The sequence below is a fragment of the Liquorilactobacillus sp. genome, from assembly GCF_047719775.1.
Classification (GTDB): Bacteria; Bacillota; Bacilli; order Lactobacillales; family Lactobacillaceae; genus Liquorilactobacillus.
Window position 1 is genome coordinate 38,838 of record NZ_JBDNTS010000016.1, and the last position, 24,085, is coordinate 62,922.

A 24,085-nucleotide genomic window follows, 5' to 3' on the forward strand; every position below is an offset into this window, starting at 1 on the left:
ATAAAAAAGTTAGCCACTCTCAATCCTTTGCTGGTAACCAACAATATTAATTATACCGCTAATTTATAGTTCAGACTAATATCAGAGTGTGATATGTTGTGCGAATCTCCAAACATCAACTAAGAATTATGAATATTGCCCAGTTTCAACCTTAAATTCTATGGTAATTTGTACACAGAATTTACAACTTTACATTTTGCAAAATCTTTGTTAGACTGAAATTGTTTTCAAGAGATTAACAAACTGGGGTGCCTAATTGGCTGAGAATTACCCATTGACCTGATCTGGACAATACCAGCGGAGGGAGCTTTGTGTCGGTTAATACTATATTAATCAAAGCAAACAAACTGGGGCTAGGTCAAAAAGTAAATTTTGATCTGGCCTCTTTATAGATTTCGGGTAAATGTGTTCCATAAGTCATTTCTTTTTGTTGTCTCCAAATTATAAAGGGAGCGATTTATTATGCAAACAGTTGATCACACAAAAAAGGGCTGGTCTGTCAAAGATGTAATTTTCTTGGCGATCATTGCTATTTTTTTCGGTATTATCTATCAAGTTTGGAGCTTTGCCTACTATGCAATAGCTGCGACTCCACTCAAACCCTACGCAAACGACTTAACACTTGGGGTCTGGATTATGGCTGGTCCTTTGGCTGGAGTATTATTAAAAAAAGTTGGGGCGTCAGTTGTAGGAGAGTTATTAGCGGCAGCTGTTGAGATGCTATTATTTTCAAGTTGGGGTGCTTCCACACTGATCTCCGGTTTCGTTCAAGGAATTGGCAATGAACTTGGTTTTGCAGCTACAGGTTACAAAAATTGGGGTAAGCTAGGTTTATTATTGTCTACGATTGGTTCAACTATCATTACCTTTATCTGGGACTGGTTTCAAAGCGGATACAGTGCATATCATGTCGGACTGCTGCTCAGCCTCTTTATAATTCGTTTTATTTCGATTGGGTTCTTCTCTGGTATACTGGTATACTGGATTAAAAAATTAGTGGATAAATCTGGATTAATTAAATGAGTATTTCCTTAAAAGTAGAAGATCTAACTTTCACTTATTCAAAGGATTCAGAACCGATATTTGACAACCTTGATTTTACATTGCCAATAAATTCTTTTAATTTATTAATCGGACCTTCTGGGAGTGGAAAATCCACTATTTTCAAGTTAATGTCTGGCCTCTATCCACAATACAATGGTACTAAAAAGAGTGGCCGCATTTTACTTAATGGGCAAGAAATTACAGATATTGTCCCCTTTGAGCGTGCCCGGCATGTTGCGATGCTCTTTCAAAATCCCAGTAGACAGTTTGCAATGAAAACTGTCTTTGAACAACTAGTATTTGCTTTAGAAAATATTCAATATCCAGCTCATTTAATCACAAAAAAAGCAACCACAGTTCTTAATAATTTGAATCTATGGCAGTTTAAGGATCGAGTATTACAGACGCTTTCTGGCGGTGAACAGCAGCGTGTGGCTTTAGCGACCATTCTCGCTCTTGATAGTCCCATTATTTTTTTGGATGAACCTTTTGCTAACATTGACTCTGCTTCACGACTTGTAATCTTAGCTGAATTAAAACAAATGCAGATTGCACAACATAAGACTATTTTCATTTCTGACCATGATATTTCCAATTACGCTGGACTCGTCAATCATTTATATGAAATCAAATTATCTTCAAAGAACTTGCTTGAACTGCCCTTGTCCAAGCTTTCAAAACTACCGAATCAAACGAAAATTGTAAAGAAGAACCTACCCGATAATGCTGCATTTTCGTGGCATAATCTAAGTTTCCACATCGGAGAACGCTTATTGCTGTCACCAAATTCACTCAGTATTCCTAAAGGGTATGTTGGACTTTTATCAGGTGATAATGGGATTGGCAAATCAACTCTCTTTGCTGCATTAGCTCATCAAAAAAAGTATAGCGGAAACATCTTTTATAATGGTAAACCTTCTGAAAAAATCAGACTGAATAATTGGGCTAAAATCGTTGCTAATATTTTCCAAAACAGTAGTGACCAATTCATCAAGCTTCGGGTTAACGAAGAACTAGAACTCTCACAATCAAACTCGCTTCATTCAGAATATTGGACGGCCAAGCGGGTTCAAGATGCAGTTAACAAACTTAATCTCACTCACGTATTAGAGCATGTTAACTATCAACTCTCTGGTGGACAGCAAAAAAAATTACAAGCTCTTATTATATTAATAATGTCTCAACCTGTAATGCTTTTTGATGAGCCTTTTGCGGGGTTAGACATCAGCTCTCTTGCAATCTTGCTCACATTGATCAAACAAACTACTAAAGACTTAGACAGTTCAACACTAATAATTTCACATCAACGCAGAGGTGTCATTGAACACATTGATTATGAATTCTTAATGCGCGCACAGACGATTACACGATTGGGGGAACCCTAATTGAACCGCAAAAGAATTAATCCTGCAGTCTTAGTGATTATTATGCTTGGAATTGGGCTTCAAATTACCTTTGCCCACAGTATTTTCACGAACATTGGTGTTATTATTATTACTTGCCTGTATCTCTCCTACTGCAAGACATCTAGCAAATTATTAATTCTAACTAGTCTCTATGCTTTTCCACTAGCTTTGGGTAGCTGGTGGTCGTTTATTGCCTTTGGAACGGGAGATGTCTGGCATATTGCATGGATTTATGCCTCTCGTGTATATGCTTATCTCTACTTAGGAGCGATTGTCACATTAACCGTCCCCATCAAGGATATTCTGTTGAGTTTAGCGCTTCATCTGAATTTATCCTCGACTTTTGTTTACGGACTATTGGCGTCCTTCAATCTTTTAGGTAGAATCAAGAGTCAGTACAAGACGATTCGTTATTCGGCAATGATGCGCGGGACCACCTATCACTTTTGGAACCCAAATCTTTATCTTCGTATTATTATCGTGGCCTTAAATTGGTCGCAAGATTTAGCTGAGGCCATGACCTCTCAAGGATTCACTGAGGGAGCCCAGCGGACACTTACGTATAAGGATAATTTGCCTAAATGGCAATGGGGATTAGCTGCACTGTTAATTCTGCTTTATTTTATTTTTTCATTTCTCGTACGCCCTTGGTAAAAGTATTTTTAGAAACAAAATAAAGGAAATGCTGTGCCATAAGTCGGGAAAATTTGAGTACTAACTCGAAATTACGAACATCGTGAGTACTTTGCTATGAGTAATCCGAAGTTAGACGGAGAGTTTTGAGTTTTGAGTTTTGACTTATGAACCATATTTATACGGAATAAATAGAGGAACTGAATCAAAATTTTACTTTTGACCCAGCTCCCCTTTTTTGATTCCATATACCCATGTCTCTCAATTAATAATTAAAACCAAATTTTACTAACTACCAGAACAAATATTCCTAATATAATTGAAGATATAAACACCGCCGCAAATGCAGGGAGCCCTCTCTTTAATATTACTCTAAAATTAACACTCATTCCTAGTGCAGACATTGCCATTCCTAAGAAGATATATGCAGCCTTAACCAAAATATTCAACATATTAGTGCCAAGTGGTGCAAAAGTTCCTATAACACTGGCAAGAATGAATCCTGCCATGAACCAAGGAATTGGTAACTTTGCAGTCGCGGTCTCATTAGTCCCATCTTGTTTACTCTTTTTCTGATACCAGAAGCCAATCAATAAGGCTGCGGGAGCCAGCATCAATACCCGTGAGAGCTTGGTAATTATTGCATTATCTAAACCTACCGGCCCAGCAGCACTCCCTGCAGCCACCGCATGAGCAATTTCATGTAATGAGCCACCCACAAAAACACCGAATTGTGTAGGTGTCAAGTCGAGTAATGGCTTCAGTCCTAAATCAATAAATGTGAAAACTGTTCCCATAATTGCAACAATTGCAACTGCCAGAACTTCATTTTCATGTTGCCGCTCTAATTTCTCTGGAGCTACCTTAATCTGTGGGGAGATTCCCATTACAGCAGCTGCCCCGCAGATTCCTGTCCCACTTGCTGCTAAGATTGCCAGTTCAGGCTCTACTCCAAATTTTCTTTCAATAAGATATGTTAAAAAAATTGTTCCTGTGACAATAACAATTGCTAGTACGATTGTTTTAATGCCTGCCTGTGCCAACTGAATCAAATTTAACTTAAACCCAAGTAAAATAATTCCTAAACGCAAAAACTTATTTGAAATAAATGCTATTCCACGACTTGCTCGACTTACCAATTTCTTTGAAGACTGGAAGATCATTCCCAGAATCAACGCAATGATTAATGCTCCAAAAAGTGATAAATATGGTAATTGTGCCAAAAATGTCCCAATTATCGCACAAAGTAATGTCATCATAAAAGCAAGCCAAAACGAATAACTTTTTATCGTTCCTATCATTTCCAATCCCTCTTTCAACAATTTACAAACTAATCATACTAATTATTACCCATAAAATAAAATTATGATTTATTATATTAGTATAACCATACGTTATATAGGAGGCTCTAATGATTTCTCAAGAATACCAAACATTTTTAGTTCTTAGCCAGACTCTCTCGTACACAAAAACTGCACAGCAACTCTTTATCTCTCAACCCGCTGTGACACAACAAATTCAAAGACTTGAAGCAAGTCTTGCTTTGAAATTGGTTGTTTATAAGCGCCCCAAGCTGACCCTAACACTTGCTGGTAGACAGCTTGCAGCTTTTTTAACTCGAACTCAAGCACAAGCTGTTAAAGTACTGAATAATCTGCAAAATGATAATCAAAAGCGTGAAATTTCTTTTGGCATTACACGTTCTCTGGGTGAAGTGATTGGCAAAAAATTGATTTCAATTATGTTGAATAAAGCAAATTTCACTGCGCTAAAATGTATTTCTGGAAACACCGCGAGTATTTTAGCGCAGATCGATAACGGTACAATCGATTTTGGCATTGTCGAAGGCAATTTCGATAAACACGACTTTTCATATCATATCATCAGAAAAGAACCTTTCATACCCATTGTAAGTTGCACACATCCGCTGGCCCAAAAGGAGAGCGTAACTTGGAATGACTTACTATCATATCCTTTAATCATAAGAGAAGATGGCTCCGGGTCACGAGAGATTTTAACTTTTCTTGCACAAAAAGAAAACATTAGCCTGAGCGATTTTTCACAACTGCTAACGATTTCCGAACCAACTTTATTGCGGTTACTTGTCAAAGATGGACTAGGAATTAGTTTCTTATATAAGATTTTAGTAGAAAATGACTTGACCAAGGGGACCCTTAAACAATTACCCCTGCAACGAGGAATCGTTGAACATGAGCTTTATTTTGTTTACTCTAAAGAAAGTTTTTTTGCTCCTGATTATCAACAGTGGCTCCAAGCACTCGAAGCATTAAATAATTAAGTATTTATAAACATTCTAAAAATCAGATTATATTATGTATACTTCTATCATCATTTTCCCCATCAATATGATATTCTGACTCAAAGGGATTCAATTTGTTACGTAAGTTAGGGGAAATTATGCTAAGACACAAATTATTATTTACCATCTTAATAATATTATTGGGGTGTACTTCAAGTTGGGAACTTGCCCATAGTGACACTATCAAAAAAGCAGGCTTCAAGAAAACTGATATGCCTACTTTCTTCATTCACGGATACGGCAGCAGTTATCGTGCTGAACGATACATGGTAAACTCGGCAATTGAAAATGGGGTAACAAATACTGTCATTCGAGCGAATGTACGACGCAATGGTGCAATTCGCATCTTACATGGTTATCGCTGGACAAATAAAAGTTATAATCCATTGATAGAGGTTAATTTTATTGCTAATCATAACCGTAACTATCACCGTTATGGCTTTTGGTTTGGTAAAGTTTTGAATCAACTACAATCACAGCACCATTTTACAAAATATAATGTTGTTGCTCATTCATTAGGAAATCTTGATTTAATGTATTATTTACTTGGACACGAAAAAAAGACTGCACGACTAATTCATCAAGTTGATATTGCAGGACCATTTGATGGCTCAAACATTGATGGCTTCCGGTTTCCAAACAATAGCTTAAATGCTGATAGCCGCCCACGAAAAATGAGTAACTTCTATCATTTTTTACTGAATCGTAAGGAAAACTATCCCATTGACCAAGTACATGTACTTAATATCTATGGCAACTTGGACAATGGGTCCGAGTCAGATGGTCGCGTCAGCACTACCTCTGCTCGCTCGCTTAAATATTTGATTGGTAACCGCGCAAAGAGCTATCATCAGGTTGAATTTAGAGGCTGGGATGCTCGTCATCATATGCTCCGGCAAAATCCCGAAGTAAGCCAAAGAATAATTAAATTTGTCTGGGGAAGAGATAATGATAGGTCATCATAAATAAACTAACTTTTGTCAATTAATGCTTCATCTGCTGAACTTTCTATCCCTGCAACATTAAAAAAAGGAATTATTCGCTTTATTGCTTTTCTCTATCTCATCTAGTCTTTTATCAATATTAGGAATCTTTTTTGACACATCCCTCATTAATAAATTAATTAACAATAATGGAGTACTATAAACATCAAACACCGATGAAACTGTAATTGGTGTTATTAGTGATACAGCAGCATATGGTACAATGGGCGACAACCTGCTGTCAGTCAATGCGACAATCTTGAAGCCTTTATTTTTTAGCCTTTTATTTTTTTCTAGCAATGTTCGCGAATACCTGGGGAAAACTGTTGTGAAGACCACAACCTCTTCTGGTGAGGTTAAATCAATATTTTCCCATTCAGGTGAACCATACCTCAATTCAAAAACATCAGGACGTAATCTACTCAATATATAGTTCATATAAGGAAGAATTGTTGCTGACATCCTGTTGGAAATCAGAAACACTTTTTTACTTTTTGCAATTAAATTCACGGCTTTGGCATACTCTGGAGTTTGAGCCAATTCTTGTAGTTCTTGTAAATTATTAACTTCTTGATTCAATATATTCAAATTCTTATCGTTGTCATCTTCTTTGTCTAACATCGAAAAGCGCTTACTCGTAGTCATCTCAGAGCTGATAATCTTCTGTAAATATCTTAGGAAGTCATTATATCCACGATATTGCATCTTCACACAAAACCGCGAAATACTACCTTGGCTGACTCCAATTTCTTGACTGATCTTATCTGCTGTCATGAAAACAATCGCATTATAGTTTTTTTCAACATACATTGCTATTTTTTTATTAACTGCCGAGGTTTTACCGACAACCATGAGTCTTTCCAGTAGTTCTTCTTTATTTTTTATTTCTTTTATTCTTATATCAGACAGATTAATCACCTTTTTTCACTTCGAATAGAATCAGCTTTTTCTTATTTCCAGAAATCTCAATTTTAATTTCTAAATTTTCCCTATTAATATTGTTAATAATAACACAATCTCCTAAGCCAACATTTAACTTTTGATCTTTAATAGTTACTATCCTTTTCCCTCCAAGATTATACAAACAAAGATGCTCCCAAGATGAGTTGAGTTTATTATCCGAATTATCATCTATTGTACTAATCTGTCCTGCAAAATCACTAGTGTGCATCAGATTTACATCTTTTGAAACACCCCTTGACTCTATCAAGTCAGACCCCGCAAAATTAAACGATTGTCCAGGAATTAATCGTGTAGTTTTACTATTATTTACCAACTCAATTGGATTTGTCAGCGGCATTATTATGCGCTTATAACCTGATAATGACGTGAACTTACTTTTATCAACCTCAACTGTGGCAAAAGATAATCTAAAACCAAAATCTCTATTTTCATATAAGCTTCCCGCTGGATATATATATAATTCAGTTGTTTGCCCACCAGACCACCTTGTTGTCTTAAACTCGCTAGCTCTTTTTAAACATATTTTAGCCATATTTCCTCCACAAAAATTTATAAGTAAATTCTTGTCGCTATCCTAAATTTTCAAAAACCACCTTGCCGCTCTTGATTACCCTATTTACAACATTACTACCTGTATTGTACATAAGATAGCGATAATCTGGATATTTCAAGAATACTAAATCTGCAACTTTACCAACTTCAATACTTCCTTTTTTATCTGCAATGTCTAGTGCAGCAGCTCCATTAAGAGTAAGCGCTGTGAGCACTTCACCCATTGTCATCTTCATCTTGAAGCTTGCTAACGCAATAATCAATGGAATTGAACAAGTAAACGAACTCCCTGGATTATAATCCGAAGCTAGCGCAACTGCACAATTATTATCTATTAACTCTCGAGCAGGTGCAAAATTTTCCTGAAGACAAAATGCAGTACATGGGAGTAACGTAGCCACTGTTTTTTGTTTCTCACTTAACTTCTTGATCTCCTCTGAAGAGATCTTAATCAAATGATCAGCCGAGGTTGCCTCAATACTTGCGGCCAACTCTGCTCCATTTAAATTAGCAATCTCATCTGCATGCATTTTGACTTTAAAACCGAGTGCTTTGGCTGCTTCCAACAATTTTTGTGATTGTTGATAGTCGAATACCCCTTCATCACAGAAGACATCAACAAATTCAGCTAGTTTCTCTGCTTTAATCTGCGGTAAAATTTCATCAATCATATAGTTTAAATAACCTTCACTATCATTCTTGAATTCGAGTGGCACTGCGTGTGCTCCAAGATAAGTGATTGCGAGGTCCACTGGCTGTGAGACTGCTAGTTCTTGCAAGACACGAAGCTGTCTGATTTCAGTCTCCTTATCTAACCCATAACCGCTCTTACCTTCAACAGTTGTCACACCTTGTATAATCATTTCATTTAATCTTCGCCAACCTAGTTTTTTTAACTCTTCGAACCCGGCTTCTCTGGTTGCCTCGACAGTTGCTTGAATTCCACCACCATTTGCCATAATCTCCATGTATGAAGAACCGGACACTCTCTCGTAGAATTCTTCAACGCGGTATCCCGCAAATAAAAAGTGGGTATGTGAATCAACAAATCCAGGAACAACTGCTTGCCCGGTTGCATCAATTACTTCGTCAAAATCTGTAATATTTTTCTTTCTAAGATCAGCCAACACTTCTGCAGTTTTTCCAACATTCACGATTAAATCATCAACTACATAAATAGCTCCATCCTGAACAAGACTTATTTCATTCATTTGTGCTCCATGTCGCTGGCTTTCCCCCGTTGGTGTGGCAATTTGATTAATGTGTACAATTAATAAGTTCGTCATTGTGTATTACTCCTTTGGAAAACTTTGATTAACAGCCGAATTAATTAATTGGTCAGCAACTAAATATGGTTCTGTTATGTGTGCCGCATCCTGATATTTCTGATTAAATTCCGCTGTCGTTGTCATTGCATGCTCATTTCTTGCCCAATTTCTTCTAGCAACGCCACCCATCACATCCCACAAAATTGCTTTCTTAATAATCTCATCAACACGAGTGCTCCCATCTAAAACAAGTCCAAATCCACCATTAATGGCACGTCCTACACCAACACCACCACCATTGTGTAAAGCAACCAGACTCATCCCACGGGCCGCGTTTCCAGCAAAACATTGAACTGCCATATCCGCCATAACGTTACTGCCATCATGAATATTTGAAGTTTCTCTAAATGGAGAATCTGTCCCACTAACATCGTGATGATCACGTCCTATCATCACAGGTCCTACCTTACCTTCACGAACAAGTTCATTGAATTTGAGAGCAATTTGAATTCTGCCAAGCGCATCTTGATACAAAATTCGCGCTTGTGTTCCGACAACAAGCTCATTTTTTTCTGCATCTCTAATCCAATTGTAGTTATCCATATCTTGATAACGTCGATTTTTATCAATCGATTCCATTGCAGCTTCATCGGTTTTTTGCAAATCCTCCTTCTTACCCGATAGACATACCCATCTGAAAGGACCATATCCATAGTCAAATAAATTAGGTCCCATGATATCCTCAACATAGGATGGAAAGATAAACCCATCCTTGTCATCAACACCATTCTTTGAAACTTCTTTCACTCCTGCATCATAAACAGCTTTCAAGAAAGAATTGCCATAATCAAAGAAATAGGTTCCCTCTTTATCCAATTTTTTGATTAATTCAAAGTGTTTCTTCAATGTTTCATCAACTAATTGATTGAACTTAGTGCGATTTTCTCCAAGCAGCTTGGTCCTTTCATCAAAGGTAATCCCTTGTGGGCAGTACCCTCCCTCATAAACTGCATGGCACGATGTCTGATCTGATAACAAGTCAACCTTAATATCATTTGTAACAGCATAATCTAGAAGATCTACTACATTTCCTTCATAGGCAATTGATAAAGCTTTGCCCTCTATTTGTGCTTTTTTGGCTCTCGCAAACACTTCATGCAAATCCGAAAGGGAAAGATCAACCCATCCCTGGTCATGTCTTGTTTTAATTCTCGAAGGATCAACCTCTGCAATAATTGAGACCGCCCCAGCTATTTTTGCAGCCTTGGGTTGTGCTCCGCTCATACCTCCTAGACCTGAACTAATAAATAATTTTCCCGCTAAATCTTCGTCTAATGGAATCCCTAACTTTTGGCGTCCCGCATTCAATAGTGTATTATATGTACCATGGACAATACCTTGCGGACCAATATACATCCATCCACCGGCAGTCATTTGCCCGTAGTTCGCAACACCCATTTCTTCAGCAATTTCCCAATCACTTTGATTATCGAATTCACCTATCATTAAAGCATTAGTGATAATAACTCTGGGTGCAGATTCATCTGATGGAAATAACCCGACTGGATGTCCTGACTCAATCACCAAAGTTTGCTTACTCGTTAATCTTTCTAGATATTTCTTGATAAGTCGATATTGCATCCAATTCTGACACACACTACCAGTTTCACCATAAGTAACAAGTTCATACGGATAAAGCCCGACCTCAAAGTCAAGATTATTCTCAATCATGACTTGAAAAGCCTTACCTTCAACACAGTTACCCTTGTAATCGTTAATTGAATGCCCATAAATTCGGCCTGCTGGTCTAAATCTATAACCATAAATTCGGCCTTTTGTATATAATTCGTTCAAAAACTCTGGAATTAATTTTTCATGAAACTTGACTGGAATATATCTTAAAGCATTCCTCAAGGCTATTTTGGTCTGTGCCTCAGTTAGTCTAAACCCACGTGAAGGTGCTCTTCTGATTCCTTCAACAAATTCTGGATATTCTGGAAGTTGATCATTTTCAATTAATGTCAATTCAATCAGTGTTGGTCCCCCAGCTTCCATTATTTTACCTAATGTATCTATCATTTTCTTATCCTGCTCTTTGAGATCTGACATTTTAGTCTGCCGCCTTTCATATTAATTTATCGTTTCAAAATATTTCATAGTATCATTGACCTTACTCAAGACTGCAGCTTCAGATACTTTAACCAATTCTCCGTCTTCAACAGTCGCTTCTCCGTCAATAATTACAGTCGAGATTGCATCAGGTTGCAGTGAATAGACAATATTTGGCAACATCTGTTCTAAGTTGGTGCTCAATGGATTCATTGAGAAGTTATTCAAGTCAATTCCTACAAAGTCAGCAAGTTGGCCCGCTTTTATTTCCCCCACATTCAGATCAAGTTGCTTACCACCGTTTTTTGTTCCCATATCAAATGCTTGCTTACATTTAACACAAAGCGCATCTCTTGTAACCGCCTTTTGCAGCAAAGCTGTCATTCGCATTTCTTCAAAAACACTAATCCGGTTATTGCCACATGCTCCATCACTCCCTAATGAAATATTGATATTATTATTAACCATCCTAGGGATATTAGTTATTCCATCAGCTAAGAACATGTTACTGGATGGACAGTAATTGAGTGCTGCGTGATTATCTCCCAATAACTTTACTTCATTTTCCTCAAGCCATACTCCATGAGTAATTACTAGGCTAGAATCCACAACTCCTAACTCATCCAAGTACTCAACAGTTCTTTTATTGTGTTCTTTAAGCATTGCGTCAACTTCAAAGGTTTCTTCAGCAACATGCATATGGAATTTAGTTCCCATTTCAAGTGCAAGCTTATGACCTGCTTGAATCATCTTAGGACTCGCACCATGAAGGCTGTGTGGGGCAGGAATAACAGTAACCATTGAATCATTTTCGTATTTCAGTGCCAATTGCCTTGTATTATTAACGGCCTCATCGATAGTTTCAAGATAACCCGCAGGTGCTCCATCCCAATCGTACATGGTACGTGCTAAAACTAGCCGAATACCAATGTCTTTAGCCGCCTGAATAACCGCTTCGTCCGACTCAGTTCCATAATTATGTAAATAAAAGAAATCACAGACTGAGGTGACACCACACTTCATCATTTCAGCATAAGCAAATAATGCACCGTTATAAATATCTTCTAGTCTCATTTCTGGTGAGTACTTATATAACGAGTTATCACGCCATTTTAAAAAGGGTTGATCAATTGCGATTCCTCGCAATAAGCTTTGAAAAGAATGATTATGTGTATTCACTGTTCCTGGTACAAAAACCGTGTCATGATATTCTTTTTGGATAAAATCTGGAAACTCTGAAATCACTTCATTAGCAGGAGCAACTTTGACAATCCGATTGCCCTCAATGGCAATTCCGTAATCCACTTTAAAATTATCTTTAAAATATATATACTTAGGAAGTAGTATTTTATTCATTAGTCCAGCTCCTCATCTAACTTAAGAATTGCATTGAGTAAGACATTCCCTGCTGTCTCAATATCTTCAATCCTTGAATATTCTTCCTTACAATGACTTTTTCCATCAATACTTTTTACGAAGAGCATGCCTGAACGTCCGATTTTAGCCAGATTAGCTGCATCATGTCCCGCCATACTCGTCATTTTCTGCGGTTGATATCCAAAATTCTGCTCAACTGTTTCGGATAAAGCATCGATTATTTTATCATTCAAATTAGCTGGCTTTTGATTAAGAATCTTCTCTCTATTTAGCTTTAAGCCTTTTTCTTCCAGCTTCATAAAACACTGATCCAAGAACTTAATAGTTTGCTGAACCTTTTCCCAATTACCCGAACGAACATCTATATTGAATCTTACTTCACCAGGAATTATATTAGCCGCATTTGGTTTGACTTCTGCAAATCCAATAGTTCCAACGACAGGATCACACGGTTCAAATTCACTTAGAAACTTTCTCAATTCTAGATTAATCCAGCTCATTGCAAGTAATGCATCTTTGCGATGTTTAAGGTCGGTCGTCCCAGCATGGTTGGCTTCTCCTTTTAATTCAATTAATTCACGGTAGATACCTGTAATCTTTGAAACCACAGCAACAGGCTCATTTCTCTCGAATAATCTTCTACCTTGCTCAATATGACATTCTAAAAAAGCTGCAAAACTATTAGGCGCGAGTGTATTTTCATCAATATGCTTAAAATCTCCACCTAATCTGTCAATTGCTTCTGAAAGAGCTTCGTGTGTTTCAATATGATTGAATCTTTTAAGATAATCCTGACCAACTACTCCTGATATTATCTTGCTTCCAAGCGTGGAAATCTGATACGGATTTGGTTCTTCGCCTGTTAGTGAAATAACTTTGAGTGGATGTCTTAAATTTATCTTGTTCTCGGCCAGAGTTTGCGTTACTTCTGTTGCTAGAAGGACACCAAGCGCCCCATCATATTTTCCACCTTCGGGAACACTATCATTGTGCGATCCGACAATTATAGGAGCCAGCTCTTTTTCATTACTATAAGGGTAATCACCCCATAAGTTTGCGCCTACATCCGTTGTAATCTTCTTGACAATATTTTTTTGCCAATATTCCTTAATCCATTCACGGGAATCAATATCGGCCTGACTTGCGAGAGAACGATTGACACCACCTTCATCACTCAAGCCTATTTCACCTAATTCAAGAATGTTTTGTTGAATTCTTTCTTTGTTTATTTTTAGATTCACTATACTAGTTTCTCCCAATTTAATTACCTTCTTACTGTAAAGATATCCTTATATAACCTTCTCAAGAAACTTCTTCGTACGTTCTGTTTTCGGTGCATAGAATATTTCTTTAGGTGTACCACTTTCGATAATCTTTCCATTTTCCATGAAAACAACTTTGTTTGCGACTTCACGGGCAAATCCCATTTCATGAGTAACAACTACCATTGTCATTCCTTCATCTGCTAAATTTTTCATAACTTTTAAAACCTCACCAACCAATTCAGGATCAAGAGCAGATGTTGGTTCATCAAAAAGCATTAATTCTGGATTCATTGCCAGAGCCCTTGCAATCGCGACACGTTGCTGTTGTCCACCTGATAACTGGGATGGATAATAATCAACACGATCCGACAGTCCAACTTTTTCTAATAACGCCCTAGCTTTTCCCTCGGTTTCTTTTTTATCAGCTTTTTTTACCCTAATTGGAGCAATCATTACATTTTTTAGTACAGACATATGTGGAAAAAGATTAAAATTTTGGAAAACCATTCCCATTTTTTCCTGAACCTTATCTATACATTTCTTATCATCTTGAACAAGTTCAATTCCATCAATATTTACAGATCCGCTGTCTCTTTGTTCAAGGTTGATTAAACATCTTAAAAATGTACTTTTCCCCGCGCCTGAAGGGCCTATTATTGCAATAACATCCCCTCTCTCAACATTCAAGTTAATGTCATCCAAAACTTTATGTTCATTGAAAATTTTGTCTAATTTATCCACTTTGAGCATCGCCATTACCACTAACCTCCTTTAGTAAACTGATAATTTGGTTTCTAACTTGTTAAATACATAAGAGAAAATTGAAGTTAATAATAAATAAATCAAAGCAGCTGTTATATAGACTTCAGTGTATTTAAAGGTTGCTGATCCAATTAACTGTGCCTCTCTCATCAGCTCAACCATTGCAATAGTTGAAACTAAAGATGTATCTTTTAACATCCCGATAAACTGATTGCCCATAGCCGGCAGAATATTTCTTAATGTTTGTGGAAGTACAATATGGAACATTGTCTGCACGTAACTCATTCCTAATACATTTGCAGCTTCATACTGTCCTTTAGATATCGAGATTATGCCACCTCTGACAATTTCGGCCGTATAAGCTGCACTATTAAGTGACAAACCAATTACAGCTGCCGCAAAAGGTCCCAAAGTTATTCCCCATGATGGCAAGGCATAGTATAGGAAGAAGAGTTGCAAAATCAAAGGTGTCCCTCTAAAAATCCATAGATAGAATCTAGCTATTAAATTTATAATTTTCTGTTTTGATATTCTCATAAAGGCAATAATTATCGCTAAAATAGTCCCAAATAAAAGTGATACAACAGTCAATTCGATAGTCATAATGCTGGACTGCAACATAATCGGTAACTTGCTCAAAGTAAATCCAATACTCATTCTTGTAACCTCCAAAATTTATTTATAGACGTCGTAATCAAACCATTTCTCTGAAATTTTCGTTAATGTTCCATCTTTCTTAAGTGAATCTACAGCTGAATCTACAGCTTTTTGTAATTTGCTATCATTCTTACGAAAGGCGATTCCATAAGGTTCTTTAATGTTTAAAACAACTTTTGAATATGTTCCTGGAACTTTTTGCATGTAGTAGTTTGCAACCTCAAAATCATCTACATATGCGTCAATTCGCTTATTAGCTAAATCTTGAAGAGCCAATGTCGCTGAATCATATTTTTTAACTTGCTTCATACCCTTTATACCATCAACTTCGTCAACAATTGCTTGTGCACCTGCTTGTACTCCCACAGTTTTACCCTTTAGATCACTTAGATTTTTTATTTTCTTAATATTAGTTACTTTTTTGTTTACAATGATGGTCATTCCACCATTAAAATACGGCTTAGAGAATGATACTTCTTTTGCACGTTCCTTTGTAATTCCCATTGCCGACAATACCATATCAAATTTTTTTGATTGCAATGAAGGAATTATTCCATCCCAATCCGTTGGAATATTATTAATCTTGACACCTAATTTTGCTGCGATAGCTTTGTCTAAATCAATATCAAATCCTGTAAGCTGTCCATTGCTATTCTTGAAATCCATAGGTGGATATGCATCATCAATTCCGTTTTTTATCTCTCCAGATTTCTTAATTCTTGATGGTAATAGTGCACTTAATTTCTTATCCTCCTTAACTTTACCAACTTTTGGAATCGAAACTGTTTTACTTTTACTCGTAGAAGCATTGGAACCACATGCCACTAAGGTCATACTAACCAAGAAAAACATACTCACCACTAAAAATAATTTTCCCTTTTTCATAATTTCTTCCTCCTAGATGTTTAAATCAATTTTGATTTCCCCTATGTGTTCTTCAATTTCATTAATCAATATACCTTGGTTTAGCAGCTTTTTTATCTTAACAAGGTCATCATAAAAAGATCTATCTTCCACCACTGATGGGACCGTTTGTTCCATAACAGAAACCATCTTCTTAATAGTTGGCGAAAGTTCATTACTTTCTATAAAGTCCAATCCCCCTTTACAAACAAAAAACCAAATAGCGATAATTTCTTTAAACTTTTTACTTACTGTCAATGCTTTTTTTGAAGATAAGAATGCAAACGTCACAACATCTTCTTGTTCAGCTGACATACTACTGTTGTTTATATTGACTGGATTAGTTAATAGCTTCATTTCATTCAACAACCCTGCCATAGTGTAATGAACAATCATTAACCCATTATTTATTCCTGGTGAATTAACTAGAAAAGGTGGGAAACCACTAAGTTTTGTATCCAAAAAGCGATTAGTAATTCTTTCAATCGTATTAACAAAATTGGTAACTGCAATTACGAGATAATCCATGTGCAGAGACACATAACTAGCATCAAAATTTCCATTCATGTATACGTTCATTTGCCCTTTTTCTTTCATTAAAATTGGATTATCACTTACTGAAATCATTTCTTCATACACACTTTCTAGTGTCTCTTTAAAAACTCTATTGAGTGCGCCAATCATTTGTGGAAGAGTCCTAATAGACAATGCATCTTGAACTCGCAAATCACTATTTTTCTCTAAGTTTTTACTGCCTGCTAACATTCTTTTTATATTTATTGCAGCTTCTGCTTGTTCACTGTGGCTTTTTAGATTCATGACATTGTCACTGAATTCATTTAATGAACCCTTCAGTCCTTCGATACTCATTGCCGAACCGATTTGAATATTTTTAAGATCTTCATATATGCTATAAGTTGCTAAAAGAGCAATCGCAGTAACTGACATTGTTCCTGAAATCAAAGCCAACCCTTCCTTAGATTTTAGTATTGGTATTTTTAATCCTTTTTCCTCAAGTACCTCCTTGCAGTCCACTAATTGATTATTTTCAAAAACTTTTCCCTCGCCAATCATTACCCTGTAAATATGGGCTTCAATACTAAGATATCCAACTGAACCTTCACCTGGTGCAAAAGGATAAATTTTAGCGTTAAGCAACTTCTTAACACTTTCTAAAGTTTCAATCGAGACACCTGAAAATCCTCTACCTAAGCTTATAAGTGTCATCATCATAATTGCTCTAGTTTCCTCATAGCTAATTGGATTTCCTACAGCAACAGCATGTGATCTCAGAATATTTTTTTGCAATTTATTTTGAACCTGCAAATCAATACTTTTGTTCCAATTATCACCAAGTCCTGTATTAACTCCATAGATTTTCTTACTTGAGAGCAATGCTTCATTCAAATTATTATGAGAATTTGTGACTCTCGTAGTATAGATATCGTCGAACTCTACCATCGCATCATAGTTAGTCACAGCTATAAAATCAGTGATGCTTATTTCCTTCTCACCAAGTACCACTTTTTTTATTTTTCTCGGATTTCCACGTAAGACTGCTTCAAAATTCAACTACTGACACCTCCTTATGACATATTAAAAAAATTACGTTCACATATATTTCGAATTTCTTTCATTATTAAGAATAATGCAATTATCAATATAGTTTATAAATTGATGAATTCATTACTGTGATGAAAAGAATATTATATTAGCGTGTATTAATCAATCTTAAAATTAAAATAACATTAAAAAAAATTAATAAAGCGCTTATTTTATAATTAAACAAAGTATTATCTTTCTCTATTGCATATAAAAAAACAGGGCTCCTTCCCCTGAGCCTTGTTTTCCATTTGAATATTAACCAAACCTCTACTCTACTTATCGGTAAAAATAAAATCTTTGAGGAGTTGATAAAGCAACTCGATCTCGTAATCTTGAACCTTAATATTGAACTTTTGCTCCACAGGTTGGAAAATTCCACTAGAAAGAGAAATGAAATCTTTCTTTCTAGGAGTTAAAGCTGCTTCTTGGAATGAATTCTCTGAAGCTGTTGTACTTACCAGCATTCGTTCAATCATGAGCGATAAATGCATATATAGATTTAATTTCAGTCTTGGTTCAAATTTTACATTATAGAAATTCTCATAGTGTGACACGATATCCTGACTTTCTTGAATAACAACGTCTGGATTCAGGATTTGCAACCGCCCACGGATTCCTTCAATCGATAAAAAGCGTAATAATCGCTCAATCAGTAAATTACTTGATTGCTGATTTTCTCCCGTTTGTAGAAGAATTGTTTCTAGTTTTGACGAAACTGTTTTATCAAAAATATTATAAATATTAATAATATCAATTCCCATGTCACCACTAACATCTGTCGTAGTTAAGATCAGCTGTGTATTCGAAAAAAACTGGCGATCATTATTTTTTAGCAATGCATGGAGATGCTTGTAATCAAGAGCAATTACTTCCAATGATGGAGAAAGTGTCTCTTCAATCAACTTTTTTAATTCTTCCGAGAGACCCACACCTGACATGCAGGAAACAATAATGTTCTTTCGATTTGATAATCCCTCATAATACTGTGCATCAGTGCTTGAGCTATAATTTTGACTAGCCTCTGCAATCGATTGAAAAATCTCATTACGTTGAATCCGCAGCCCAATATCAAGAGCCATCGCAGTTGTAACGTTATTAACAACTAAAAGTTCCTGATCAGATACCTTTTTAATTTCTCTGAACATTTCTCTTAATGAACCCATATCAAACAAAATAATATTACCCTTTGGAGAAGAACCTTGATCAACTAAGTAATCTCGTACATACGCATTTATTCTATTGATGGAGACATCAATAGGCATATCAAAGGCCTCAAAAAAATAATTACCGCAAAGTGTATTGACAACTTGTTGAATACTTGATGCTGTATGTTCTCCATGCGTAAGTAAAATTGCATTGTAGTGAACTGATTCAAGTTTCTCCGAACATTGTGCCATCAACACAAAAAATGGAATATAGTAGTATGCACTCTGAATATTTTGGGGAGCTATCTCTGTAAGTAGCTGCTTGAACAGATAATGACTCCTTGGATAGCGATTCTTAACTTCAGCCTGAATCTTATGAGTAGATTCGGCAGCAGGCAGATTCTCGCTGCATAGATTGGCAAATACAAATGCAAGTGCCATGTAGCGCCAAAAGTTCTCATCATTTTGAAAAACAATTCCATAGCGATGTGTAATAGCTTCCTGTGCAACTTGTCGAATTGTTTGTGCGAGTGTTGTCAAGAGTGATTCACTAACCGTGGTGTCTACTTGATTAAGCGCTTTAAGCACTAAGAAGTTCTGCTCAATAATAGTCTCTCCGCCAAGTAGCGACTCCGACAGCCCTTCAAGCAAGTTATTAGCTGTTGGACCAAGTTGCAGTGCACTCGTGACTAACGAAGTAATTCTTGTTTCCAATAATTGCTGGTTGGGTATTATACAAATTGAATTTTTGTCAGCCTTATTAATTATTAATTGATTAACATCCGGAGTTTTTGCATATGCTTCAGCACACAATAACTGTATTCGATTATTAAGTTCACTAATGCTAACAATATTAGTAAACTTGGCTAACTTAATTAGTGAATGCGGTGAAATTAAGATATTTTTACCTATTTTGTTAGCTTGTCTTTGTAAAAATAAACCAACAAATGTAATCCTTTCATCAAGTGGACGCTTATTAAGCGAACTCAATTTGATTTGCACTAATGCACAGTTGAAATCAACATAATTAGTGTCAGTTAATTCTGCAGTTGCCGAAAAAATAAAGCGAATATTTGTTTCCTCCTGCTGATTAGCAAACATAAAAAGATCGTGCTGTTTTTCCGAATGCAGCACCTGCAAATTTTTGATGTATAAGAAACCCTCTTTTTGCGCACCATCAGCCCTTGAATGAGTGTTGCCTAGATTGTCACCTGCAGCTGATTGGACTTCTCTTTGCAATACACTGAATTTATTTTTATACTTGCCACAATCAATTGTCTCAAAAATTGCTTTTTTGGTAAAAATCCCACGGTGAATTGCTTCCTGATAAATGGCACGAGCAAGCGTTAGTTTACCAGTTCCATGGGCTCCTAGAATAAAAATTGGTAAACCATGATCTGGATAAACAATTGCTTCTACAGCATGATTGATATCATCTCTCAAACTACCACGAAAACCGATTAACTCATCAAAAGCCGATTTTTCATGCTTGATTTGCCAATATACAGGTCGGCTTCCGGTTTTTTTCAATTTACCTTGTTTTTCTAACTTAGATAAATAACTGCTTGTCACACCTCGCGTCAAACCAACGATATCAGCAGCCTGATTAGTTGTAATCCGCTCATCAGGAAATTGTTGCGCAATCGCTGCATAAAGTTTTTCTATAGCATTCAAAAAAATCCCCCCTTAAGCACTAGTGATCATAATTAAGCACAACATTCAAGTGACTTTTTAATAAGATATGCTTAATATAATAAGTGTAAGCGCTACCTTGATTTAAGTCTAGACAAATCTTAGAAATGTTTTACAAATTTTCAAATGAAAGGGGGTGCTTCCTTCACGATGATTAAGATTGCTCGTGTGTCAAATTTTTCACACGTCTTTGTCAATTATCATCGTTTTTCTGTAAAATTTCATTTACTTTATTTTTACAGAGGGGAAGAGATTAGATGAAATATTTATTACTGGTTAGTCATGGTGACTTCTCAAGTGGATTGAGACAGACTTTAAGTATGTTTGCAGGAGACACTATTAATTCAGTGATTGCCATAGGGTTAAAACCTGATGAAGCTGGTACGACGTTAGAAAATCGCTTTGAAACAATTCTTAGCACACTTCCAACTGATGCTCAGTTTGTTATTTTGGCCGATATCATTGGTGGCAGTCCACTTACAACGGTCTGCAACACCTTGAATAAACACGGCAAGTTACAAGATAGTTTTATAATCGGTGGTATGAATTTTTCCATGGCACTGACTGCACTAATGTCTAAGGATGCTATGGAAGATGCTGAATTAAAGGCAAAAATAATGTCAGAAGCTACAGGTGCAATTAAGTTTTTAGATATAGCTACAGCACCAGAAACTTCTGACGACGATATTTAGAGGGGGTTATAACAATGTCAATTTCATTTGTAAGAATCGATGATCGTATGATTCACGGACTAATCACTGTTCGCTGGGGTAAGGAATATCCATGTGATGGTATTATTGCTGTGAATGATAAAGCTGCTAACAATCCAATTTTAGCAGGAGCATACAAAGCGGCTTCCGACAAAAAAACATTTGTTTGGACGCTTGAACATTTTAATCAGGTAAAAGATAAGGTTGCAAGCTCTGCAACTAAATATTTCTTGATTACTAAAAGCCCATTAGATATGAAAAAAATCTTAGTTGACTTGGATTTTAAACCAAGTGATATAAAAACAGTGATTGTCGGTCCGGGTAACGATCGCGAAAATGCAATAAAACTTGGAGATAATCAGTCATTTACCCAAGAAGAAGGGGATGCCTTTGAAGCAATTGAAAAAAAAGGATACAAAGTAGACTTCGCACTATTGCCCGATCAACGTTTGGGAAATTGGGATAAGTTCAAATCGAAATTTGGTTACTAGATTTTAAAAAGAGGAGGATTTAAAAATGACAATTAGTTGGATTCAAGCGGGACTTTTAGGACTGTTTGCATGCTTATGCTCTAACTCATGTATGGCTGGTCAGGCAGTCGGTAATTATACAATTGGTCGTCCATTAGTCGGTGGTCTGATCTGTGGCCTTATTCTAGGAGATCTTCAACTAGGAATTGCTTGTGGTGTTGCTATGCAATTGGTTTATATCGCACTTGTTACACCTGGTGGGACTGTTTCTGCTGATGTACGTGCAATTTCTTATATTGGGATTCCCTTAGCAATGGTTGCTATTGCTTCACAAGGATTAAATCCGCTTGGCGGAAGTGCAGCTAACCTTGCTAAGTCAGTTGGGACATTAGTTGGAACTGTTGGGACCGTACTTTATTATTCTGTTGCTACTATGAACTTGGTTTGGCAATCATTTGGATGGAAAGATGTTCATAACGGAAAGCTCAATAAACTAACTGCTGTTAACTTCGGCTGGCCTTGGATTTCTCACGCCCTGTTCTCATTCTTGCCAACAATGCTGCTTACTTATTATGGTGCTACTGCTGTAACAGCCTTACGAAATGCTCTGCCTATGGATGGCGTAGCTATGAAGACTCTGTTCACAGTCGGTGGAATGTTACCATGTGTTGGGATTGCTATCTTACTTCGTCAGATTATAGGTCGGACAGCCGACTTTATTCCCTTCCTTGTAGGTTTCACATTGGCAGCTTCATTGGGACTCAACTTGGTCTCAGTCACAGTTGTTTCACTATTGTTTGCAGTTATTATGTATGAAGTTGAAATGTCAAAGGGCGGTGGCGACCATAATAAAGCTGTGCCTGAAGGGCCGAATGATGACGACGAGGAGGATATTTGATTATGGAAAATACTAATAACTTAAAAAAGCTTGATCACAAAACACTGACAAAATCTTTTCATCGCTGGTTTTGGGGAGCATTAACTTGTTTTTCACAAGAACATATGCAAACTTTTGGTTACATGGCATCAATGCTGCCAATTCTTAAAAAATTGTATCCGAAACATGAAGATCAAGTTAAAGCGATTCAAGCATATACAGCATTTTTCAATACCAACCCCATGTTAGGAACAGTGATCGTCGGTATCACTGCTAGTATGGAACAAGCACGTGCAAATGGAAAAGAAATTGATGGCGAAACAATTAATGATATGCGTGCTGGCCTTATGGGACCGATTGCCGGAATTGGTGATTCATTAATTGATGGAACACTTGTCCCTATTCTTCTGGGAATCTCACTAGGGATGTCAACAGGCGGTTCCCCACTTGGAGCAATTTTCTACATTGTTTCATGGGTACTGATTGCTTACTTCGGACAACGCTTCTTATATTTCCGTGGTTATCGTTTTGGGGATCAAGCCGTTAGTTTCTTAGTTGGTAAGCAAGGAGCTGCTATCCGCCGCGCAATCGGAATTGTTGGAAGTATGGTTGTTGGTGGTGTTCTGGCTTCTTGGGTAAATGTTGAAACTTCACTTAAATTATATGGAGCAAATGGCAAAGTCTTTTTAAATCTTCAAGATAAATTAAACAGTATCTATCCTGGATTATTGACCGTCGTTGTAACTTTATTCTGCTGGTGGTTAATGACTAAGAGACATGTCTCAGCTATTTGGACAATGTTGATTCTTGTAGTAATTTCACTTATTGGTGTTTTGGTTGGCTTCTTCAATCCTGGCCTTTCCTACTAAAACACACGCAATGACAAGGAGGAAAGTAGAAATGACAATTCAAGAAATGAAAAAAGGATATGAGGAAGAGGTTGCATATCAGAAGCATATGCTTAAAAATTTAGGTTACTGGTTTCAGCTTTGGACTACTATCAGTGGTCTTGGAATCGTCTTAATTTACTTTTTCCACCACCAAAATTTTTGGCTTAACATTTTGGGAATCTCCTTGTTTGCAGTAGGTGCTCTGGGCATGATGATATTTGGATATGCAGGTTGGAGAGGGCAACAAAATATTCGTGCACTTATCCATGATTTTGATCAAAAACTTGAATATTTCTATAAAACACACAAGGACACTGTGAGTTCACGTAGAAAAAAGGTTAGCCATTCATAATATTTTTTAATAAATAGAGGAGATGGGGCAAAATTTAAATTTTGCCCCATCTCCGCTATTATTAGAGCTGTACTTAATTATCTTGCGTTGAAGCTGGACCGA

General features: G+C 36.6%; 22 protein-coding genes and 1 riboswitch. Of the genes, 10 read left to right on the top strand and 12 right to left on the bottom strand.

The genetic code is table 11. The annotated features are described in order from the left end of the window. Window positions 1–234: 234 nt before the first annotated feature. A riboswitch (TPP riboswitch) is annotated at window positions 235–324 on the top strand. A gap of 138 nt (window positions 325–462) precedes the next feature. From ABF682_RS09105 to ABF682_RS09115, 3 genes are read left to right on the top strand one after another with little or no spacing between them, the layout of a single operon-like run. Next, a complete protein-coding gene (locus tag ABF682_RS09105) occupies window positions 463–1,023 on the top strand; it encodes an ECF transporter S component (RefSeq protein WP_289979343.1) in 561 nt (186 codons plus the stop codon). After that, complete coding sequence (locus tag ABF682_RS09110; protein ID WP_289979344.1) at window positions 1,020–2,429, top strand: ATP-binding cassette domain-containing protein; 1,410 nt, start codon at window positions 1,020–1,022, stop codon at window positions 2,427–2,429. Before ABF682_RS09105 ends, ABF682_RS09110 begins: the two co-directional genes overlap by 4 nt. Continuing rightward, window positions 2,430–3,104, top strand: a complete 675-nt coding sequence (locus ABF682_RS09115; RefSeq protein WP_415619607.1) for an energy-coupling factor transporter transmembrane protein EcfT — start codon at window positions 2,430–2,432, stop codon at window positions 3,102–3,104. A gap of 251 nt (window positions 3,105–3,355) precedes the next feature. Here ABF682_RS09115 and ABF682_RS09120 read toward each other — a convergent pair whose 3' ends face one another. After that, window positions 3,356–4,384, bottom strand: coding sequence for a YeiH family protein (locus ABF682_RS09120; RefSeq protein ID WP_415619608.1), 1,029 nt, complete (start codon window positions 4,382–4,384; stop codon window positions 3,356–3,358). A gap of 110 nt (window positions 4,385–4,494) precedes the next feature. On the opposite strand from ABF682_RS09120, the gene ABF682_RS09125 reads away from it, so the two are divergent. Further along, window positions 4,495–5,382: a LysR family transcriptional regulator gene (locus ABF682_RS09125; RefSeq protein WP_415619609.1), complete on the top strand. Its 888-nt coding sequence runs from the start codon at window positions 4,495–4,497 to the stop codon at window positions 5,380–5,382. Between the two features lie 119 nt (window positions 5,383–5,501). Beyond that, entirely contained in the window at window positions 5,502–6,368 is an 867-nt protein-coding gene (locus tag ABF682_RS09130; protein ID WP_415619610.1) for an alpha/beta hydrolase, read from the top strand. Between the two features lie 57 nt (window positions 6,369–6,425). Here ABF682_RS09130 and ABF682_RS09135 read toward each other — a convergent pair whose 3' ends face one another. The 11 genes from ABF682_RS09135 to ABF682_RS09185 all read right to left on the bottom strand — a co-directional run bounded on the left by ABF682_RS09135 (window position 6,426) and on the right by ABF682_RS09185 (window position 20,666). Continuing rightward, window positions 6,426–7,304: a MurR/RpiR family transcriptional regulator gene (locus ABF682_RS09135; protein WP_415619611.1), complete on the bottom strand. Its 879-nt coding sequence runs from the start codon at window positions 7,302–7,304 to the stop codon at window positions 6,426–6,428. Further along, window positions 7,297–7,881 carry a HutD family protein gene (locus tag ABF682_RS09140; RefSeq protein WP_289979358.1) on the bottom strand — a complete coding sequence of 195 codons (585 nt, stop codon included), beginning with the start codon at window positions 7,879–7,881 and terminating at the stop codon, window positions 7,297–7,299. The genes ABF682_RS09135 and ABF682_RS09140 overlap by 8 nt, the downstream gene beginning before the upstream one ends. A 37-nt stretch (window positions 7,882–7,918) precedes the next feature. After that, window positions 7,919–9,187, bottom strand: a complete 1,269-nt coding sequence (hutI, locus tag ABF682_RS09145) for an imidazolonepropionase (protein WP_415619612.1) — start codon at window positions 9,185–9,187, stop codon at window positions 7,919–7,921. Between the two features lie 6 nt (window positions 9,188–9,193). Next, on the bottom strand, window positions 9,194–11,278 hold the full coding sequence (locus ABF682_RS09150; protein WP_415619613.1) for a urocanate hydratase: 2,085 nt from the start codon (window positions 11,276–11,278) through the stop codon (window positions 9,194–9,196). Window positions 11,279–11,299: 21 nt separating this feature from the next. Continuing rightward, a complete protein-coding gene (locus ABF682_RS09155) occupies window positions 11,300–12,634 on the bottom strand; it encodes an amidohydrolase family protein (RefSeq protein ID WP_415619614.1) in 1,335 nt (444 codons plus the stop codon). Then, entirely contained in the window at window positions 12,634–13,896 is a 1,263-nt protein-coding gene (locus tag ABF682_RS09160; RefSeq protein ID WP_415619615.1) for a Zn-dependent hydrolase, read from the bottom strand. The genes ABF682_RS09155 and ABF682_RS09160 overlap by 1 nt, the downstream gene beginning before the upstream one ends. A gap of 48 nt (window positions 13,897–13,944) precedes the next feature. Further along, window positions 13,945–14,676, bottom strand: coding sequence for an amino acid ABC transporter ATP-binding protein (locus ABF682_RS09165; RefSeq protein WP_317759616.1), 732 nt, complete (start codon window positions 14,674–14,676; stop codon window positions 13,945–13,947). Window positions 14,677–14,691: 15 nt separating this feature from the next. Further along, window positions 14,692–15,339, bottom strand: a complete 648-nt coding sequence (locus tag ABF682_RS09170) for an amino acid ABC transporter permease (protein WP_141054823.1) — start codon at window positions 15,337–15,339, stop codon at window positions 14,692–14,694. 18 nt (window positions 15,340–15,357) lie between these two features. Then, on the bottom strand, window positions 15,358–16,224 hold the full coding sequence (locus ABF682_RS09175; protein ID WP_415619616.1) for a substrate-binding periplasmic protein: 867 nt from the start codon (window positions 16,222–16,224) through the stop codon (window positions 15,358–15,360). 12 nt (window positions 16,225–16,236) lie between these two features. Further along, entirely contained in the window at window positions 16,237–17,814 is a 1,578-nt protein-coding gene (locus ABF682_RS09180; protein ID WP_415619617.1) for an HAL/PAL/TAL family ammonia-lyase, read from the bottom strand. Between the two features lie 305 nt (window positions 17,815–18,119). Further along, window positions 18,120–20,666 carry a PRD domain-containing protein gene (locus ABF682_RS09185; protein WP_415619618.1) on the bottom strand — a complete coding sequence of 849 codons (2,547 nt, stop codon included), beginning with the start codon at window positions 20,664–20,666 and terminating at the stop codon, window positions 18,120–18,122. Between the two features lie 275 nt (window positions 20,667–20,941). Here ABF682_RS09185 and ABF682_RS09190 point away from each other — a divergent pair, with 275 nt between their 5' ends. Genes ABF682_RS09190 through ABF682_RS09210 form a run of 5 tightly spaced genes read left to right on the top strand, consistent with a single transcriptional unit; the run spans window position 20,942 to window position 23,983 of the window. Then, complete coding sequence (locus tag ABF682_RS09190; RefSeq protein ID WP_289979374.1) at window positions 20,942–21,376, top strand: PTS sugar transporter subunit IIA; 435 nt, start codon at window positions 20,942–20,944, stop codon at window positions 21,374–21,376. A gap of 14 nt (window positions 21,377–21,390) precedes the next feature. After that, window positions 21,391–21,885 (top strand): PTS system mannose/fructose/N-acetylgalactosamine-transporter subunit IIB, encoded by a 495-nt coding sequence (locus tag ABF682_RS09195; protein WP_289979375.1) that lies wholly within the window; start codon window positions 21,391–21,393, stop codon window positions 21,883–21,885. 25 nt (window positions 21,886–21,910) lie between these two features. Beyond that, complete coding sequence (locus ABF682_RS09200) at window positions 21,911–22,762, top strand: PTS mannose/fructose/sorbose/N-acetylgalactosamine transporter subunit IIC (protein WP_289979377.1); 852 nt, start codon at window positions 21,911–21,913, stop codon at window positions 22,760–22,762. Between the two features lie 2 nt (window positions 22,763–22,764). Then, complete coding sequence (locus tag ABF682_RS09205) at window positions 22,765–23,610, top strand: PTS system mannose/fructose/sorbose family transporter subunit IID (protein WP_289979379.1); 846 nt, start codon at window positions 22,765–22,767, stop codon at window positions 23,608–23,610. Window positions 23,611–23,641: 31 nt separating this feature from the next. After that, entirely contained in the window at window positions 23,642–23,983 is a 342-nt protein-coding gene (locus ABF682_RS09210; protein WP_289979380.1) for a DUF202 domain-containing protein, read from the top strand. The last annotated feature ends 102 nt before the right edge of the window (window positions 23,984–24,085 follow it).